A 16810-nucleotide genomic window follows, 5' to 3' on the forward strand; every position below is an offset into this window, starting at 1 on the left:
GGATCCGCCAACATCGTCGCCGCGTGATGCACACCACCGGGCGGAGGCGTACCAGGCGCACCCGGGGCACCGGGCGGAGGCGGAGGGGTACCGGGCCCACCAGGGCCGAGGTGCGAGGCGAACTGCGTCGGCTGATAGCCACCGCCCGGCGCGCCGGGCGCACCCGGAGCGGGCGGCTGAACACCGGGGGTGCCGGGGGCGCCGGGCACCCCCGGGGCACCGGGCGGAGCCGGCGGGCCGCCACGCGCGCCGCGCGGCGGCCCCGTCGCCTTGCTCGTCGCCGCGGCGGCGATGTCACCGGGGCTGCCGGGCGCGGGGGACGCCGGACCGAGGCCCGGGGCCATCGTCGTACGCGGCAGCTGACTGCCGCCCGACATCAGCGCCGTCGGCGCCTCGGCCGCCAGACCGGGCGGCGGCGTACCGTCGTCGTCCATCCCGGACAGCGGGGGTGCGAAAACCGTCGCCGGGAGACCCACGGATCCGTCGTCATTGGCGGCGTTGGTGTCCGTACCGGCCCAGGGGGTCGCCCCGGCCGGAGTGGCCGACGGCTCGGGCGCGGAAGCGGGAGCGGGGACGGACGGCCCGGCGGGAGCCGCGCCCGAGCGGGGGCCGGAACCCGCGCCCGCGCCCGCGCCCGAAGCCCCCGGGGTCCCCAACTTGTCCGCCGCGTCCTGCAACCACTCCGGCGGCGTCAGCAGGAAGGACGTCTGGTTCAGATCGATACGCTGCGGCGCCCTCGGCGGCTCGGGAGCCCCCGCCTGCGACCCGTACTCCTCCTCGTAGCGCCGGATCACCTCACCCACCGGCAGCCCCGGCCACAGCGTCGCCTCACCGCTGTCCCTCGCGATCACCAGCCGCTGGACTCCGCCGTCCGACCTCGGACCGTCCGCCCGGTCCTCCGCCCACACCACGAACCCCAGCTCGAACTCCCGCACCCGCACCTCACGGTGCTGATACGCGGGCACGTCACCGTTGACCCACTCGTCCGCGCGTTCCTGCGCCTGAGCGAATGTCACCATCGCGCTCATCCCTCCACCGGGACGGCGCGGGCGAAGCCGCCGTCCACCATCAGGTTCGCCACCGTGTCCAGCTCCGGCGGATTGCCCGCCAGCCTCGTAAGGAAGGCGTCGAAGTCCGCACCACAGGGCAGCAGCAGGCGCTCCACCCGCTCCTGCACGCTCCAGCCGTCGCGGTCACGCGCGTCGTCGTACGCGCAGAACCAGACCGAACCGGCCTGATCGCCCCGCACCTTGAGCGCCAGAATGCCGCCCTGGACGAACGCCACGCCCAGATAGTCCTTGGTCAGATGGTCCCGCAGACACTTGTTGACGTACAACAGGTCGTTGACCGCCGCCTCTTCACGCACCGTGAAGAACGGCTGGTCCACCAGCAGCCCCAGCTCCGCGTCAAGTGCCGCGCCGACGGGGGCGCAACCGCCCGCCGCCTTGAGGAAGGTGCGGTACGGGCCGGGCAGCCGGTACCCGAGATCCTCCTCCACACCGAGCAGTTGCTGCTCGGTCACCGACACCGAGCTCTTCGGCAGCCCGAAGTGCACCGGCCTTGTTTCCTGAAGAGGCCGCGTCCCGCGCTTGCCGTGATCCACCAGCGTCGTGGCCAGCCCGCCGTGATGCCGCAACAGCGCCTTGACCTCCACCGGCACCAGCAGCAGCCGGCGCGATCCCGCCGCGTGGTGCCAGGTCCAGCCGTGCGGGGTGGCCACGGAGGGGATGGTGTCCCACAGGTCGTGACCGGCGGCGTGCAGCGCGGCGTTGGCGGACACGTAGTCCGTGAGCCGCAACTCGTCCACGCCGAAGCCCTCGGGGGGTTCGGCGATCTCGGCGGCCGCGCGCGCGTACGGCGAGAAGTCCGGGAAGCCGTTGCCGTCCACCGGCACACCCCTGGGGTGGCGGGAGGCCCGGACCGGGTCCGGGAAATGCACGACCTGCCCGGCGTAGGCCGCATTCGGTGGCGCGGCTTGCTGCCCGAGCCGACCTGTCGTCATGGCGGATGCCCCCTGCTGGCTTCTGACTGGTTCGGCACAGCCTATGCGGTGAAGCAATGGGGGACGCCGCCCCTCCGGCCCCTCGAAGACCGCCGCCGGTGCGTCCGTTCGGGTACCGGTGACAACGGGTCACCCCAGGTCACGCAGCGACGACGGCGCGCCCCGATACCGCCCCGGCTTCCCCACGGCATGTCACATTTGGCAGGCTGTCCCCCGCAACTCGGGGGATTGCGTGGGGATTGGGCAGAGAGGGACGACGCTTTGCACACAGCACAACAGGACACTTCGGGGGATCCACGACTCCGCGCACCCGCCGGCCCGGGGGCGCCGTCGGAGCACCCCGGCACCGACAACGCCGGTGAGCGAGCGGCGAGGACCACCGCCGCCGCCTCGGCAGGTGACGCCTCCGGAGACCCGCGCCTGAGCTGGAGCAGCACCGAACCGCACCGGCCGCCCGCCCTGCGCCAGCGCCGCGACGGCATCCTGCCCGCCGTCGCCGCCGCGCTCTCCGTGCGTGGCGAAAATCTCACGTGCACCGCGGGCAAGGCCGATCAGCCGCCCGCCCTGCACCCCCTCGTACAGGACTTCCTGGACACCCTCACCAGCGGCCAGCGGGAACGATTCACCGGCCGCTGCCCCGAGGCGATCCTGCTGTCGCGGCACCTCGCCGCCGTCGAGGGCTCCCGCTCCAAACGGGCCCAGCGCAAGGCCCTCACCCACGGCGAGGCCCGCCGCTCCCTCAAGCACGGCAAACTCACCGCACGCCGCATCCGGGAGGACGGCGACCCGCTCCACGGCAGTTACGCGCCGCCCTGCCGTTCCTGTTCGGCGATGCTCGCCCACTTCGGCGTACGCCCCGTCGACCCGACGCAGAACGGCTGACCACCCCGTGCCCGACCTCACCACCACCAGATTCCCCGTCAACGTCGACGTCGCCCTGCGCGAGGCCGGCTGGCAGCCGGGCCGCTGGGACATGCGGCAGGCCGAGGAGTGGGCGGACACGCTGCGCGCCCACATCACCCCCGCGGGGCACGTGCACGCCGTGTTCGCGGCCGTCGTGGAGATCTGGGCGGAGTTCGGCGGGCTGACGGTGACGGGACCCGGACCGGGGCGGCAGATCGCGCCGACGACGGTACGGTTCGACCCGCTGGCCGGGATCCATTTCGCCCGTACGCTCGGCGACCTCGGGCGCTCCCTGGACACGGAGATCAGCCCGATCGGCGAGGAGGGCGACGGCCAGGCCGTACTCGCGGTCGACGCCACGGGGCGTGTCTACTCCATCGACCACACGGGCGACTGGTTTCTGGGCCCGCACATCGACCACGCCCTGGCGGCGCTGGTGACGGGGGCGCAGCCGCAGCGTCTCACCTCGGACTGAGCACCGGTACCCAGCAGCCACAGGGCCTACGCCGCGGCCCGGTCCGGCAGCACCGCCGACACCCGGAAACCCCCCGCGTCCGTCTCCCCCGACACGAACACCCCGCCCAGCGCGTGCACCCGCTCCCGCATCCCCACCAGCCCGTTGCCGCCACTGGGCAGCCCGGCGTCGGCGACGCCGTACGACGGGCCGTTCTCCACCTGCATCGCTATCTCGGCGTCGCGGTGCGCCAGGCGCACCATCACCTTCGACCCCGCCGCGTGCTTGTGCACATTCGTCAACGCCTCCTGCACCACCCGGTACGCGGTCTGCTCCACCTCCGGCGCGTACGCCCGCGACACCCCCTGCACCGCGAACTCCACCACCATCCCCGCGTCCCTCGACTGACCGACCAGCGTCTCGATGTCGCGCATACCGGGCCCGTCCTCCGCCGCGGCGGCAGCGGCGGCAGCGGCAGCGGCACCCACCGAGGCCAACGGCACCGTCGAACCGCCCGCACCGCCCCCCGGCCCCACGCCGGCCCCCTTCCGGGCCGCCTGCTGCTCTCCGGCGCGCAGCACACCGAGCATCTCCCGCAGCTCCGTCAGCGCCTGCCGCCCCATGTCCCCCACCAGCGCGGCGTTCTTCACGGCTTTCTGGGGGTCCTTCAACGCCACGGCCTGCAACGCGGCGGCATGCACCACCATCAGACTCACCCGGTGCGCCACCACGTCGTGCATCTCCCGCGCGATCCGCGTCCGCTCCTCGGTACGGGCCCACTCCGCCCGCTGCTCGGCCCGGTCGGCGAGCAGCGACAACTCCTGCTCCAGACTGTCGGCGCGCTCCCGCAGGCTCTCCATCAGCCGGCGCCTGGCTCCTACGTAGAGGCCGAGGAGTACGGGCGGCAGGGAAAGGCTCAGCGCCATGAAGACCGCTATCAGCGGTATGTACCAGCGCGTCGCGGACGCGAGGTCCGAGCCCACGACGTCCTGCCGCGTCCGTACGAAGGCGACGATGAGCGTCCCGACGAGCGACATACCGGCGAGCGCCCCGATGATCCGCCGGGGCGCGTCGGAGGCGGCGAGCGTGTAGAGCCCGACCACGCTGAGCAGCACGCCCATCTCGGCGGGAGTGACGGAGACGGAGACGAGCACGACGGCCATCGGCCAGCGCCGCCGCACCAACAGCACGGACCCGACCAGCACCCCGAAAACCACCCCGAGGGCCACCGGCAACCGGGCGTTGCCCGCGAACCGGATCCCCTCGAACGCACACTCCAGGGCGGACCCACCGGCCAGCCCCACATCCAGCACGACACTGCGCCGCCGTCTCCACCACCAGAGCCCGCGGGCGGTCGAACCCTCGGCCTCCTCGTGTGCCCCCGTTGTGGTCATGCCGTCCAGCCTACGGGCGCCCGCGACACAATTTCCGACGAGTGCTATCAGCACGCGAACGGCCCCCGCACAAGAGGAACGGACGTCGATCACACGATCCGGCGAACCGACCAGACTTTCGAGCCGGACGTCCGGATTCCGGACGATGATCTCCAACATGACAGCAATCAACGCCAAATACGCCGACTTCGAGGCACTCAGAGAGCGGGCTGTGGCGCTGCGCCGGGAGGCCTTGAGCCGCCGCCAGATCCGCGACCGGATCCAGGTCCAGAACAGCTGGAGCTGGGGTGCTCGAAGAGTTCGATCTCGTTATGGGTACGGGATCTGCCCAAGCCGCCGAAGCGAACGCGGGAGGAGGCATCGGCGATCGGCTGCGTTACCACGTACACATCCACGAGACCGCCGACGCTTCGAGCGCCGAGCGATTCTGGGCGGGAGTCGTGGGCGTAGACACGTCCCGCCTCAGCAAGACCACCGTCAAGAAGCACAATCCGAAGACGAACCGCAAGAACATCGGCGAGGGCTACCACGGCTGCCTCAGTATTCGGGTGCTCCGGAGTGCGGACCTATATCGTCGCGTGGAGGGCTGGTGGTGCGGCATAGTAGGGGCTGCGCTTTTGTCCGACCCAGCAAAGCGGACATAACTGGCATACCATCCCGGATCGTCTAAGGGCAGGACAAATGGTTTTGGTCCATTGAATGAGGGTTCGAATCCTTCTCCGGGAGCCGCGCAGTTCGGGTCCTGACCTCTCCGGTCAGGACCCGCCTTCGTTTCCGTCCCGAAACCCCCCGGTATCCTGCGGATGTCCGTCACGCCAAGCATCCGAAGCCGAAGGGCATTCCCGTGAGCGCCAACCGCCCGGCCGCCGTCGTCGTCCTCGCAGCGGGTGAGGGCACCCGTATGAAGTCGAAGACCCCCAAGGTTCTGCACGAGATCTGCGGGCGCTCGCTCGTCGGTCATGTCGTCTCCGCCGCGCGCGAGCTGGAGCCCGAGCATCTCGTCGTCGTGGTCGGGCACGCGCGGGAGCTGGTCGAGGGGCATCTGTCCGGTACGTACGACGGTGTGCGTGCCGCGTTCCAGGCCGAGCAGAACGGCACCGGGCACGCCGTCCGGATGGCCCTGGAGGAGTTGGGGCAGGCCCCCGACGGCACCGTCGTCGTCGTGTGCGGCGACACCCCGCTGCTCTCCGGTCCGACGCTCGCCGCGCTCGCCGCGCAGCACGAGAGCGACGGCAACGCCGTCACCGTGCTGACCGCCGAGGTGCCGGACGCGACCGGGTACGGGCGCATCGTGCGGGACGAGGCGAGCGGCGCGGTCACCGGGATCGTGGAGCACAAGGACGCGACGGACGAGCAGCGCGCGGTACGGGAGATCAACTCCGGGGTGTTCGCCTTCGACGGGCAGTTGCTCGCGGACGCGCTCTCCAAGGTCAGCAGGGACAACAGCCAGGGCGAGGAGTATCTGACCGATGTCCTCGGCATCCTGCGCGGGGCCGGGCACCGCGTCGGCGCGTCGGTCGCGGCCGACCACCGCGAGATCCTGGGCATCAACAACCGCGTACAGCTGGCCGAGGCGCGCCGGCTCCTGAACGAGCGGCTGTTGGAGCGGGCGATGACGGCCGGTGTGACCGTGGTCGATCCGGGTTCGGTGCTGATCGATGTGACGGTGACGTACGAGCCGGACGTGATCGTGCACCCGGCCACGCAGTTGCTCGGTTCGACGCATCTGTCGGAGGGCGCGGAGGTGGGCCCCAACTCCCGTCTGACGGACACGATGGTGGGCGAGGGCGCCCGCGTGGACAACACGGTGGCCATCGACGCCGAGGTGGGCGAGGGGGCTTCGGTGGGCCCGTTCGCGTACTTGCGTCCCGGCACGAAGCTCGGCGTGAAGTCGAAGGCCGGGACGTTCGTCGAGATGAAGAAGGCGACGATCGGGGACGGTTCGAAGGTGCCGCATCTGTCGTACGTGGGTGACGCGACGATCGGTGAGCAGACGAACATCGGTGCGGCGAGCGTGTTCGTCAACTACGACGGCGAGTCGAAGCACCACACGACGATCGGCTCACACTGCAAGACAGGTTCAGACAACATGTTTGTGGCGCCCGTCACTGTCGGGGACGGTGCTTACACCGCCGCCGGATCGGTCATCACGAAGGACGTGCCGTCGGGTTCGCTGGCCGTCGCGCGGGGCCAGCAGCGGAATATCGAGGGTTGGGTGGCTCGTAAGCGGCCGGGGAGTGCCGCCGCGCAGGCCGCCGCCGCGGCCTCCGACGAGCTCGCGCTCGAAAGCTGACCGGAAACAGGCGCTCCGTTCAGCGCGTACCGTGATAGATGCTCACGTTCGGCTGACTCGCAGGCACGCGCGGGTGCAGCAGCAATCAACACGTCTGAGGAGACTGTGCTGTGACCGGGATCAAGACGACCGGCGAGAAGAAGCTGATGCTCTTCTCCGGCCGCGCCCACCCCGAGCTGGCCGAGTCGGTCGCCCACACTCTGGGCGTCGGGATAGTGCCGACCAAGGCTTTCGATTTCGCCAACGGTGAGATCTACGTGCGCTATCAGGAGTCGGCCCGGGGTGCGGACTGTTTTCTGATCCAGAGCCACACCGCTCCGATCAACAAGTGGATCATGGAGCAGCTGATCATGATCGATGCTCTGAAGCGGGCTTCCGCCCGGAGCATCACCGTGATCGTGCCCTTCTACGGATACGCCCGGCAGGACAAGAAGCACCGTGGGCGTGAGCCCATTTCGGCCCGTCTGGTCGCGGATCTGATGAAGACGGCCGGCGCGCACCGCATCCTGACCGTGGATCTCCACACGGACCAGATCCAGGGCTTCTTCGACGGTCCGGTGGACCATCTGTTCGCGCTGCCGATCCTGGCGGACTACGTGGCGACGAAGGTCGACCGTACGAAGCTGACGGTGGTCTCGCCGGACGCCGGGCGGGTACGGGTGGCGGACCGCTGGTGCGACCGGCTGGACGCGCCGCTCGCGATCGTGCACAAGCGCCGCGACAAGGACGTCGCCAACGTGGTGACGGTCCATGAGGTCGTGGGCAATGTCGAGGGCCGGGTCTGTGTCCTGGTGGACGACATGATCGACACGGGTGGCACGATCTGCGCCGCCGCGGACGCGCTGTTCGCGCACGGCGCGGAGGATGTCATCGTGACGGCGACGCACGGTGTGCTGTCGGGCCCGGCCGCGGACCGGCTGAAGAATTCGCAGGTGAGCGAGTTCATCTTCACGGACACGCTGCCCGATCCGGGCAATCTGGAGATGGACAAGATCACGGTCCTCTCCATCGCGCCGACGATCGCGCGCGCTGTGCGTGAGGTGTTCGAGGACGGTTCGGTGACGAGCCTCTTCGACGAGCAGGCGTAGCGGTAGCCGCGTCGTACGCCCCCCGCGCGGGGCTTTGAAGATCGATTTCTGGGGCGGCCTCCCCGCCGGGTAGACTCAGTGAGTTGCTCGGCGAGGGAGGCCGCTTTCATTCGCGGCTGTCCGTTATCGACGCGCTCTTCGTAGCAGGCCTGTCGTGGCCGGGTGACCACCAGTTCCGTCGTCACCGATGATTCATCTACGAGGAGTGCAGCCATGGCTGAGATCAAGATCGCCGCTGAGGTCCGGACCGAGTTCGGCAAGGGCGCCGCCCGCCGCACCCGTCGTGAGAACAAGGTTCCCGCGGTCGTCTACGGCCACGGCGCCGACCCCGTCCACATCTCCCTGCCGGGTCACGACCTGATGATGGCGCTCAAGACGGCCAACGCGCTGCTGAACGTCGACATCGAGGGCCGCAAGGAGCTCGTCATTCCCAAGGCCGTCCAGCGTGACGCGCTCAAGGGCTTCATCAAGCACGTCGACCTGCTCGCGGTGAAGCTCGGCGAGAAGGTCTCGGTCGAGGTCGCGGTGCACACCGAGGGCGAGCTGGCCCCGGGCCCGTTCCTGCTGGAGAACGTGCTCAGCACCCTGACCGTCGAGGCCGAGGCCACGCACATCCCCGAGTCCGTCACGGTCTCCGTCGCGGGTCTGGAGGCCGGTGCCTCCATCCTGGCGAAGGACGTCCCGCTGCCCGACGGCACGACGCTGGTGACCGACGAGGACGCGGTCGTCATCCAGGTCCTGGCCGCGCAGGCGGAGGAGCCGTCGGCCGAGGAGAGCGCGGACGAGGCCGCCGCGGAGGCCTGAGCCTCGGCTTCATCCTGAGTACGGGGCCCCGGGTACGGGTCCTGGGAAACGCTTTGCCCGACGGGGTGGCGGGCCGGTGCCCGCCACCCCGTTCTTCTTCGTCCTCAAGGAGACGCAGCGCAGATGACGACGGATGCGACCGCCCCGTGGCTGATCGTGGGCCTGGGCAATCCCGGCCCCGGTTACGCGGCCAACCGCCACAATGTCGGTTTCATGGTGGCCGATCTCCTCGCGGACCGGATCGGCGGCTCGTTCAAGCGCGCCCAGAAGGCCCAGGCACAGGTCCTGGAGGGCCGGGTGGGGCCGATGGGGCCCGGCAGCCGGCGGGTGGTGCTGGCGAAGCCGCTGTCGTTCATGAATCTGTCCGGGGGCCCGGTCGCCGGGCTGCGGGACTTCTACAAGGTGCCGACGGCCAACATCGTGGCGATCCATGACGAGTTGGACATCGACTACGGCACGCTGCGGCTGAAGCTGGGCGGCGGGGACAACGGTCACAACGGTCTGAAGTCGATGACCAAGGCGATGGGCCCCGACTACCACCGGGTCCGGTTCGGCATCGGACGGCCTCCGGGGCGGATGCAGGTCGCCGACTTCGTACTGAAGGACTTCTCCTCGGTGGAGCGCAAGGAGCTGGACTTTTCCGTGGACCGCGCGGCCGACGCCGTGGAGTGTCTGGTGACGGAAGGGCTGGAGCGGGCGCAGAGCGCGTACAACTCCTGACATACACGCACATACTTCGCACACCCCTTGTCCACTCAACGACCATTTGTCTGCCACAAGTTGACCGACCGCGTCCGGATGGCCAAGGATCGCGGTCCATGAAGCGGAGCTCGTCGCAACTGGCACTGTCGGTGGGCCGTCGTGTCGCGATGGCGTTCGTCGCCGCGCTGCTGGTCGTCGCGGGTTTCTGGACGTCCTGGGGTACGGCGCAGCATGTGCTGCTCTCCAAGGGCCGCGAGCACGGGACGCTGGCCGTCACCGAGTGCGGCGGGACGACGTGTACGGGGACGTACGACCCGGAGGGGAGCGCCGGGCCTCGGGCCGGCACTCCGATCGAGCGGTCGGTGGCGGTGAAGAAGGGCCGGCAGTACGAGGTGGTGAGCAAGCCCGGCACCGGCGAACTGGTCCGCGCGGGCTCGTCCGGCCGTCTGCTCGCGTGGGTGCCGCTCGGCGGCGCGCTGCTGCTGGCGGCGCCGGTGGTCGGCGGCGGGCTGCGGCTGACGCGTACCGCGTGGGGCACGGCGCTCGCGGGTGCGGTGCTGCTGGCGGCGGCGTTCTTCGCGCTCTGACGCCGGCCTTCGGAACGGGCCTCCGAACGGGCCCTCCGAACGGAACTTCTGAACGGACACGGGCGCGGGGCGGGCCCCCCCCGCCCCGCCCCCCCCCCCCCCGGGCCCCCCGGCCCCCCCCCCCCGGGGGGGGGCGCCCCCCCCCCCCCCCCCCGCCCCGCCCCCCCCCCCCGCGCCCGCCCCCCCCCCCCCCCCCCCCCCCCCCCCCCCCCCCCCCGCCCGGTGAACAGGCTCCCGGTCAGCCGGTGTTGCGCAGCCCCGCCGCCACCCCGTTCACCGTCAGCAGCAGCGCCCGCGAGAGCAGCGGGTCCGGTGCCTCCTCGCGCGCCGCCGCCGCGCGCTGGCGCGCGAGCAGCGAGACCTGGAGGTAGGAGATCGGGTCGAGATAGGCGTCGCGGATGGCGAACGTCTGCCGCAGCACCGGGTTGGAGCCGAGCAGCTTCTCGCTGCCGGTGATCCGCAGGACTTCCTGCACCGTGAGCGCGTGCTCGGTCTCGATGGCGGTGAAGACGTGCTTCAGCTCGTCGGGCACGAGGGTGTCGACGTAGTGCCTGGCGATCCGCAGGTCGGTCTTGGCGAGGGTCATCTCGACGTTGGAGAGGAAGTTCTGGAAGAAGTGCCAGTGCTCGTGCATCTCGTCCAGGACCGGGTCGAGACCCGACTCCCGCAGCGCCTTGAGACCGGAGCCGACCCCGTACCAGCCGGGGACGATCTGCCGGGACTGCGTCCAGCCGAAGACCCACGGGATGGCGCGCAGCCCGTCGAGTCCGGCGCCGGAGTCCGGGCGCCGGGAGGGACGTGAGCCCAGGTGCAGGTCGGCGAGCTGGTCGACCGGGGTGGCCGCGAAGAAGTACGCGGGCAGGTCCGGGTCCTCGACGAGCTCGCGGTACGCCCGGTGGGCCGCGTCCGAGACGGTGTCCATGGCCGCGTCCCAGCGCGCGAGCGCCTCGTCGGACTGGCGCGGCGCGGTGTGCAGCGCGGACGCCTGGAGGGTCGCGGCGACGGTCAGTTCCAGGTTCTCCCTGGCCAGGGCCGGGATGAGGTACTTGTCGGAGATGACCTCTCCCTGCTCGGTCACCTTGATCTCGCCCTCCAGGGTGCCCCAGGGCTGCGCGAGGATCGCGTCGTGCGAGGGGCCTCCGCCGCGGCCGACGGTGCCGCCGCGGCCGTGGAAGAGCCGCAGGCGCACGCCGTAACGGTGGGCGACGTCGCGGAGCCTGCGCTGGGCGCGGTGGATCTCCCACTGGCTGGTGGTGATGCCGCCGAACTTGGACGAGTCCGAGTAGCCGAGCATGACCTCCTGGACGTCGCCGCGCAGGGAGACGAGGCGCCGGTAGGAGGGGTCCGCCAGCATCTCGTCGAGGATGATGTCGGCGGCGCGCAGCTCGTCGGTGGTCTCCAGGAGCGGCACGATGCCGATCTTCGCCCAGCCGGCGTGCAGGTCGACCAGTCCCGCCTCACGGGCGAGGACGGCGGCGGCGAAGACGTCGTCGGCGCCCTGGCACATCGAGATGATGTAGGACTCGATGACTTCGGGGCCGAAGCGCTCGAAGGCCTGCTTGACGGTGTGGAAGACGCCGAGGGTCTTCTCGCCGGCGGCGTCCAGCGGCGCCGGGGTGGGGGCGAGGGGCCGGCGGGAGCGCAGTTCCTTGGCGAGCAGCTTCTGCCGGTAGTCGCGCGGCATGTCCGCGTACCGCCAGGACTCCTCGCCGAGGCGGTCGAAGAGCTGGCCGAGCGCGTGATGGTGGGCGTCGGCGTGCTCGCGTACGTCCATGGTCGCGAGCTGGAGCCCGAACGCGGCGAGCGTGCGGATGGTGCGGTCCATACGGCCGTCGGCGAAGAGTCCGCCGCGGTGGGAGCGCAGGGACGTCTGGATGAGGGTGAGGTCTTCCAGCAGCTGCGCGGTGCCGAGGTAGTCGCGGCCCTCGTTGTGCGGGGTGCCCTTGGCGAGGCGCTCGCGGGTGTTGACGAGCTTCTGCCGGATGCAGGTGGCCTTGAGGCGGTACGGCTCTTCCGCGTTGAGGCGCTTGTAGCGGGGGCTGATCTCGGGGAGCCGGTCCAGGTCGGTGGCGAGCGAGTCCAGGAGTTCCTGGGTGGCGCCGGCGTACCGGATGGAGTTGGAGAGCTGGCCGCGCAGCTGGTCGATGAGTTCCAGTGCGTCGCTGATGCCGTGTTCGTGCTGGAGGATCAGCACTTCCCAGGTGACGGCGGGGGTGACGTTCGGGTTGCCGTCGCGGTCGCCGCCGATCCAGGTGCCGAAGCTGAGGGGGCGGGTGCCGGGGGGCAGCTCGACGCCGACGCGCTCCAGCTCGGCGACAAGGTCCTCAAGGACGTCGCCGACCGCTTCGGCGTGCAGCTCGTCGAGGTAGTAGATGGCGTTGCGGGCCTCGTCGGCGGGCTCGGGCCGTACGACGCGCAGCTCGTCGGTCTGCCAGATCAGGTCGATGGACTCGGCGAGGCGCAGGTCGTGGCGGCGCCGGTCGGCGGCGATGACGGGGGCTTCGAGGAGTTCGGCGATCCGGCGGAGCTTGTTCAGCACCGAGCGGCGCGCGGCCTCGGTGGGGTGCGCGGTGAAGACGGGCCGGACGCTGAGGTTCTTGACGGTGGCGCGCAGGTGCTCGGGGTCGGCGTCCTTCAGGCGGTCGGCGGTACGGGCGAGGAGCCCGCCCTCGGCCTCCCGGCGGGCGCGCATCTCGCGGCCCCGGTGGACCTGCTCGGTGACGTTGGCGAGGTGGAAGTAGGTGGAGAAGGCGCGGACGAGCTTCGCGGCGGTCTCCAGGTCGGTGTCTCCGAGCAGCGCGGCGGCTGCCTCGCCGTCCTCACGGGTGAGGGCGCGGACACGCTCGACGAGGTCGAGGAGTTCCCGGCCTTCCTGGCGTACGAGTGTTTCGCCCAGGAGGTCGCCGAGCCGGCGGATGTCGGAGCGCAGCTCCACATTGGCGGTCGTGCTGCTCTCGGTCACGGTGCCCTCGGCGGCGGACGGCCGGTCGGCGGTCGGTCCGGCGCCGGTCGGGATCTGGTCGGCACTGCTCACAGGTGCGGCTCCTTGCAGTGTTCGAGCACGTCGGGAGGAGAGGTTCTGGAGAGATTGTTCGACCGGACCGCGCTGTCCGACGTCACAAGGATAGGTGGCCTTCGCGCGTCGTTATCCACAGGCCCCTTGTCGCGTGCCTCCACGCTGCCATACTTACGTTGCCGTAAGTTACGCGCCCGTAGACGGGCAGAATGCCGCATTCCACACTTCCAGGGGACACACCCATGTCGACAAGCCCTGACGTTCTCGGCGACTCCTCACAGGCCCAGCCTGCGCCGGACGATTCCTCCCTCCCCCTCGCCGCCTCGGTTCCCTCCGCCACACTCGGCGGGGAGAGCAAACGCTCACTGGAGCAGATCACACTGCTCCTCTTCATCGTCGTGCCCTTCATCGCCCTGCTCGGCGCCGTTCCGCTGGTCTGGGGATGGGGCGTGAGCTGGCTCGACCTGGGCCTGCTCGTCGCCATGTATTTCATCGGCTGCCATGGCATCACGGTCGGCTTCCACCGGTATTTCACCCATGGTTCTTTCAAGGCGGCGCGGCCGTTGCGGATCGCGCTGGCCGTGGCGGGGTCGATGGCCGTGGAGGGTCCGGTGGTCCGCTGGGTCGCCGATCACCGTAAGCACCACAAGTTCTCGGACGCGGAGGGCGACCCGCACTCGCCGTGGCGGTTCGGCGAGACGCTTCCCGCGCTGCTCAAGGGCCTGTGGTGGGCGCACATCGGCTGGCTCTTCGACGAGGAGCAGACGTCGCAGCAGAAGTACGCGCCGGATCTGATCAGGGATCCGGCGATCCGGCGGGTCTCGAAGCAGTTCCTGCTGTGGGCGTTCGTGTCGCTGGCGCTGCCGCCGCTGATCGGCGGGCTGGTGACGATGTCGTGGTGGGGCGCGTTCACGGCGTTCTTCTGGGGCTCGCTGGTCCGGGTGGCGCTGCTGCACCATGTGACGTGGTCGATCAACTCGATCTGTCACGCGGTGGGCAAACGTCCGTTCAAGTCGCGTGATCGGTCAGGCAACGTGTGGTGGTTGGCGGTCTTGTCCTGTGGCGAGTCATGGCACAACCTGCACCATGCGGACCCGACGAGCGCCCGGCACGGTGTGCTGCGAGGTCAGATCGACTCCAGTGCCCGGCTGATCCGCTGGTTCGAGGTGTTCGGCTGGGTGCACAGTGTGCGGTGGCCCGACGCCGGACGACTGAACGCCCGACGGAAAATTGACCATCCCAACGCGGCATGATTGGCAACGTGGCGATCGACGGCGGTAAGAGCGACACCGACAAGAGCCGGACCTCCGCAGCGCCCCGGCGCTCGCGCCGGGTCCGGATGACCGGCAAGGAGCGTCGCGAGCAACTGCTGGACATCGGCCGCACCCTGTTCGCCGAGAAGGGCTACGAGGGCACGTCGGTGGAGGAGATCGCCTCGAAGGCGGGCGTCTCCAAGCCGGTGGTGTACGAGCACTTCGGCGGCAAGGAGGGGCTGTACGCCGTCGTGGTCGACCGCGAGATGCGCCAGCTGCTCGACATGGTGACGAGTTCTCTCACCGCGGGCCATCCGCGCGAGCTGTGCGAGCAGGCGGCGTTCGCGCTCCTCGACTACATCGAGGAGTACACGGACGGTTTCCGTATCCTGGTCCGCGATTCGCCGGTGGCCCAGTCGACCGGCACGTTCGCCTCACTGATCAGTGACATCGCCACGCAGGTCGAGGACATCCTCGGCATGGAGTTCAAGGCCCGCGGCTTCGACGCGAAGCTGGCCCCGCTGTACGCCCACGCCCTGGTGGGCATGGTGGCGCTCACGGGCCAGTGGTGGGTGGACACCCGCCGCCCCAAGAAGAACGAGGTCGCCGCGCATCTGGTGAATCTGGCCTGGCACGGCCTGGGCAATCTGGAGGCCAAGCCACGACTGATAGGCCACCGCAAGGTGTGAGCCGGGGCCGTTGGGCCCCTGATCTCCGCCGCGGACGACACCGGGACGCTATGAGGCCGTGTCGTCCCGGTGCGGCCGGACCCCGTGTCGTCCCGGTGCGGACGAGCGTCAGACCGGCCTTCTCGCCACCGCGAAGATCCGGCGGAACGGGAACACCGTGCCGTGCGGGCCCGGCGGGTACGCCTTGCGCAACAGGTCGCCGTACTGGCCGAGGAATTCCGCCGCCTCCTCCGGGTCGTCGGCCAGCTCCGTCAGGACGGGCCGCAGGGCCGTGCCCTTGACCCAGTCCAGCACCGGGTCCTCCCCGGAGAGCAGCTGGAGGTACGTGGTCTCCCACGCGTCCGTCGTGCAGCCGAGGTCGGTGAGGCGGACCAGATAGTCGGCCGGGTCCAGTATGTGGACGAAGCGCCGGCCGTGGGCGTCGAGGCGGCTGCTCCAGCGCGGGGTCTCGCACAGTTCGCCGAGCAGCGCGTGGCTGGGGGCGGTGAAGTTGCCGGGGACCTGGAAGGCGAACGTGCCGCCGGGGGTGAGGGCGTCGATCCAGCCCGCGAAGGATTCGGCGTGGTTCGGGACCCACTGGAGCGCGGCGTTGGAGACGATCAGGTCGTACGGCTCGTCGGGTGTCCAGTGCGCGGCGTCGGCGGGCCGGAAGTCCAGCCGGCCGCCGCCGGGCGTGGGGCCCGCGTACTCCTTCTCCGCCTCGGCCAGCATCTCGGGCGAGAGGTCGAAGCCGGTGATGTGGGCGGTGGGCCACCGTTCGGCGAGGAGCGCCGTGACATTGCCGGGGCCGCAGCCGATGTCGGCAATCCGTGCGGGCCGGTCTCCGCTCGGGAGTTCGGGGATCCGGCCCAGCAGATCGAGGAACGGGCGGGTGCGGTGCTGGGAGTGGTGGAGGTACTGCTGCGGGTCCCAGGTCGGTGCGGGGGTGGACCCCGGGCCGGGTGCTGGATTCGTCGCCGGACTCGCTGTCGAACGCATGTGTGAGGCCCCCTCGGGATAAGGATCGGTCGAGCGGAATGCCGTCCGCGCCCGACCATGCCCAAGCCTGCCCCCAAGTATATCTTGACGTCAAGAGACTTCATGTCGAGGGACCCTTTAGACTGATCGTCATGGAGGACGAGGTCGACCGTCTGGTCGCAGCATGGCGCCGGGAGCGCCCGGACCTCGACGTGGAGCCGCTTGAGGTGCTCAGCCGCGTCAGCAGGCTGGCGCGCCATCTCGACCGGGCCCGGCGTCTCGCGTTCTCCGAGCACAGCCTGGAGCCGTGGGAGTTCGACGTCCTCACCTCGCTGCGCCGGGCCGGCGCGCCGTACCAGCTCTCCCCCGGTCAGCTGCTCACCCAGACCCTGGTCACCTCGGGCACGATGACCAACCGCATCGACCGGCTGGCGAAGAAAGACCTGGTCGAGCGGCTGCCGGACCCCAGCGACCGGCGCGGGGTCCTCGTACGGCTCACCCCCGAAGGGCGTGACCGCGCGGACCAGGCGCTGGCCGGGCTGCTCGCCCAGGAGCGCGCGATCCTCGGGGAACTGTCACGCGGACAGCGCGGCGAACTGGCCGCGCTGCTGCGCCGGTTGACGGCGCCGTTCGACAACATCCCCGGCTGAGAGCCTGTCGGGTGGCCT

At 70.4% G+C, this 16810-nt stretch carries 14 protein-coding genes, 1 tRNA gene and 2 pseudogenes; 12 read left to right on the forward strand and 5 right to left on the reverse strand.

The window, feature by feature from the left end; genetic code table 11:
* Both ACIBBB_RS22635 and ACIBBB_RS22640 read right to left on the reverse strand, forming a co-directional pair.
* Positions 1 to 1019, reverse strand: a pseudogene (locus tag ACIBBB_RS22635) (hypothetical protein); the annotation flags it as partial.
* A 5-nt stretch (positions 1020 to 1024) separates the two neighbouring features.
* Positions 1025 to 2002, reverse strand: a complete 978-nt coding sequence (locus ACIBBB_RS22640) for an SMI1/KNR4 family protein (RefSeq protein ID WP_189109560.1) — start codon at positions 2000 to 2002, stop codon at positions 1025 to 1027.
* A 420-nt stretch (positions 2003 to 2422) separates the two neighbouring features.
* Between ACIBBB_RS22640 and ACIBBB_RS22645 the strand changes: the two genes are divergently transcribed.
* Entirely contained in the window at positions 2423 to 2884 is a 462-nt protein-coding gene (locus tag ACIBBB_RS22645) for a YwqJ-related putative deaminase (RefSeq protein ID WP_398985011.1), read from the forward strand.
* 7 nt (positions 2885 to 2891) lie between these two features.
* Positions 2892 to 3380 carry an SUKH-3 domain-containing protein gene (locus ACIBBB_RS22650; RefSeq protein WP_398984662.1) on the forward strand — a complete coding sequence of 163 codons (489 nt, stop codon included), beginning with the start codon at positions 2892 to 2894 and terminating at the stop codon, positions 3378 to 3380.
* A gap of 26 nt (positions 3381 to 3406) precedes the next feature.
* On the opposite strand, the gene ACIBBB_RS22655 is transcribed toward ACIBBB_RS22650, so the two are convergent.
* Complete coding sequence (locus ACIBBB_RS22655) at positions 3407 to 4753, reverse strand: sensor histidine kinase (RefSeq protein ID WP_398984664.1); 1347 nt, start codon at positions 4751 to 4753, stop codon at positions 3407 to 3409.
* Between the two features lie 157 nt (positions 4754 to 4910).
* On the opposite strand from ACIBBB_RS22655, the pseudogene ACIBBB_RS22660 reads away from it, so the two are divergent.
* The 7 genes and pseudogenes from ACIBBB_RS22660 (at position 4911) to ACIBBB_RS22690 (ending at position 10227) form a co-directional block, all read left to right on the forward strand.
* Positions 4911 to 5397 (forward strand): annotated as a pseudogene (locus ACIBBB_RS22660) (hypothetical protein).
* Positions 5398 to 5408: 11 nt separating this feature from the next.
* Positions 5409 to 5479: transfer RNA gene (locus ACIBBB_RS22665), tRNA-Gln, on the forward strand.
* A 118-nt stretch (positions 5480 to 5597) separates the two neighbouring features.
* On the forward strand, positions 5598 to 7046 hold the full coding sequence (gene glmU / locus ACIBBB_RS22670) for a bifunctional UDP-N-acetylglucosamine diphosphorylase/glucosamine-1-phosphate N-acetyltransferase GlmU (RefSeq protein ID WP_398984666.1): 1449 nt from the start codon (positions 5598 to 5600) through the stop codon (positions 7044 to 7046).
* A gap of 110 nt (positions 7047 to 7156) precedes the next feature.
* A complete protein-coding gene (locus ACIBBB_RS22675; protein WP_398984668.1) occupies positions 7157 to 8134 on the forward strand; it encodes a ribose-phosphate diphosphokinase in 978 nt (325 codons plus the stop codon).
* A gap of 213 nt (positions 8135 to 8347) precedes the next feature.
* Positions 8348 to 8938, forward strand: coding sequence for a 50S ribosomal protein L25/general stress protein Ctc (locus ACIBBB_RS22680; protein WP_398984670.1), 591 nt, complete (start codon positions 8348 to 8350; stop codon positions 8936 to 8938).
* A 123-nt stretch (positions 8939 to 9061) separates the two neighbouring features.
* Positions 9062 to 9658: an aminoacyl-tRNA hydrolase gene (gene pth / locus ACIBBB_RS22685; RefSeq protein ID WP_398984672.1), complete on the forward strand. Its 597-nt coding sequence runs from the start codon at positions 9062 to 9064 to the stop codon at positions 9656 to 9658.
* A gap of 98 nt (positions 9659 to 9756) precedes the next feature.
* The gene (locus ACIBBB_RS22690; RefSeq protein ID WP_398984674.1) at positions 9757 to 10227 is read left to right on the forward strand and encodes a hypothetical protein; all 471 of its coding nucleotides are present in this window, start codon (positions 9757 to 9759) and stop codon (positions 10225 to 10227) included.
* 238 nt (positions 10228 to 10465) lie between these two features.
* Here ACIBBB_RS22690 and ppc read toward each other — a convergent pair whose 3' ends face one another.
* A complete protein-coding gene (gene ppc, locus ACIBBB_RS22695) occupies positions 10466 to 13189 on the reverse strand; it encodes a phosphoenolpyruvate carboxylase (protein WP_398985013.1) in 2724 nt (907 codons plus the stop codon).
* Positions 13190 to 13485: 296 nt separating this feature from the next.
* On the opposite strand from ppc, the gene ACIBBB_RS22700 reads away from it, so the two are divergent.
* Entirely contained in the window at positions 13486 to 14496 is a 1011-nt protein-coding gene (locus ACIBBB_RS22700) for an acyl-CoA desaturase (protein ID WP_398984676.1), read from the forward strand.
* Positions 14493 to 15185, forward strand: coding sequence for a TetR family transcriptional regulator (locus tag ACIBBB_RS22705; protein ID WP_384318564.1), 693 nt, complete (start codon positions 14493 to 14495; stop codon positions 15183 to 15185). Before ACIBBB_RS22700 ends, ACIBBB_RS22705 begins: the two co-directional genes overlap by 4 nt.
* A gap of 108 nt (positions 15186 to 15293) precedes the next feature.
* On the opposite strand, the gene ACIBBB_RS22710 is transcribed toward ACIBBB_RS22705, so the two are convergent.
* Positions 15294 to 16163, reverse strand: coding sequence for a trans-aconitate 2-methyltransferase (locus ACIBBB_RS22710; RefSeq protein ID WP_398984678.1), 870 nt, complete (start codon positions 16161 to 16163; stop codon positions 15294 to 15296).
* 131 nt (positions 16164 to 16294) lie between these two features.
* Between ACIBBB_RS22710 and tamR the strand changes: the two genes are divergently transcribed.
* Positions 16295 to 16792, forward strand: a complete 498-nt coding sequence (gene tamR, locus ACIBBB_RS22715) for a MarR family transcriptional regulator TamR (RefSeq protein ID WP_398984680.1) — start codon at positions 16295 to 16297, stop codon at positions 16790 to 16792.
* The last annotated feature ends 18 nt before the right edge of the window (positions 16793 to 16810 follow it).

The organism is Streptomyces sp. NPDC051217 (assembly GCF_044455465.1).
Lineage (GTDB): Bacteria > Actinomycetota > Actinomycetes > Streptomycetales > Streptomycetaceae > Streptomyces.

Bases quoted from the DNA above. Each gene is read 5' to 3' on its own strand.
- ACIBBB_RS22640 (WP_189109560.1), bottom strand. From the start codon at position 2,002: ATGACGACAGGTCGGCTCGGGCAGCAAGCCGCGCCACCGAATGCGGCC.
- ACIBBB_RS22655 (WP_398984664.1), bottom strand. From the start codon at position 4,753: ATGACCACAACGGGGGCACACGAGGAGGCCGAGGGTTCGACCGCCCGC.
- ACIBBB_RS22680 (WP_398984670.1), top strand. From the start codon at position 8,348: ATGGCTGAGATCAAGATCGCCGCTGAGGTCCGGACCGAGTTCGGCAAG.
- pth (WP_398984672.1), top strand. From the start codon at position 9,062: ATGACGACGGATGCGACCGCCCCGTGGCTGATCGTGGGCCTGGGCAAT.
- ACIBBB_RS22690 (WP_398984674.1), top strand. From the start codon at position 9,757: ATGAAGCGGAGCTCGTCGCAACTGGCACTGTCGGTGGGCCGTCGTGTC.
- ACIBBB_RS22700 (WP_398984676.1), top strand. From the start codon at position 13,486: ATGTCGACAAGCCCTGACGTTCTCGGCGACTCCTCACAGGCCCAGCCT.
- ACIBBB_RS22705 (WP_384318564.1), top strand. From the start codon at position 14,493: ATGATTGGCAACGTGGCGATCGACGGCGGTAAGAGCGACACCGACAAG.
- ACIBBB_RS22710 (WP_398984678.1), bottom strand. From the start codon at position 16,163: ATGCGTTCGACAGCGAGTCCGGCGACGAATCCAGCACCCGGCCCGGGG.
- tamR (WP_398984680.1), top strand. From the start codon at position 16,295: ATGGAGGACGAGGTCGACCGTCTGGTCGCAGCATGGCGCCGGGAGCGC.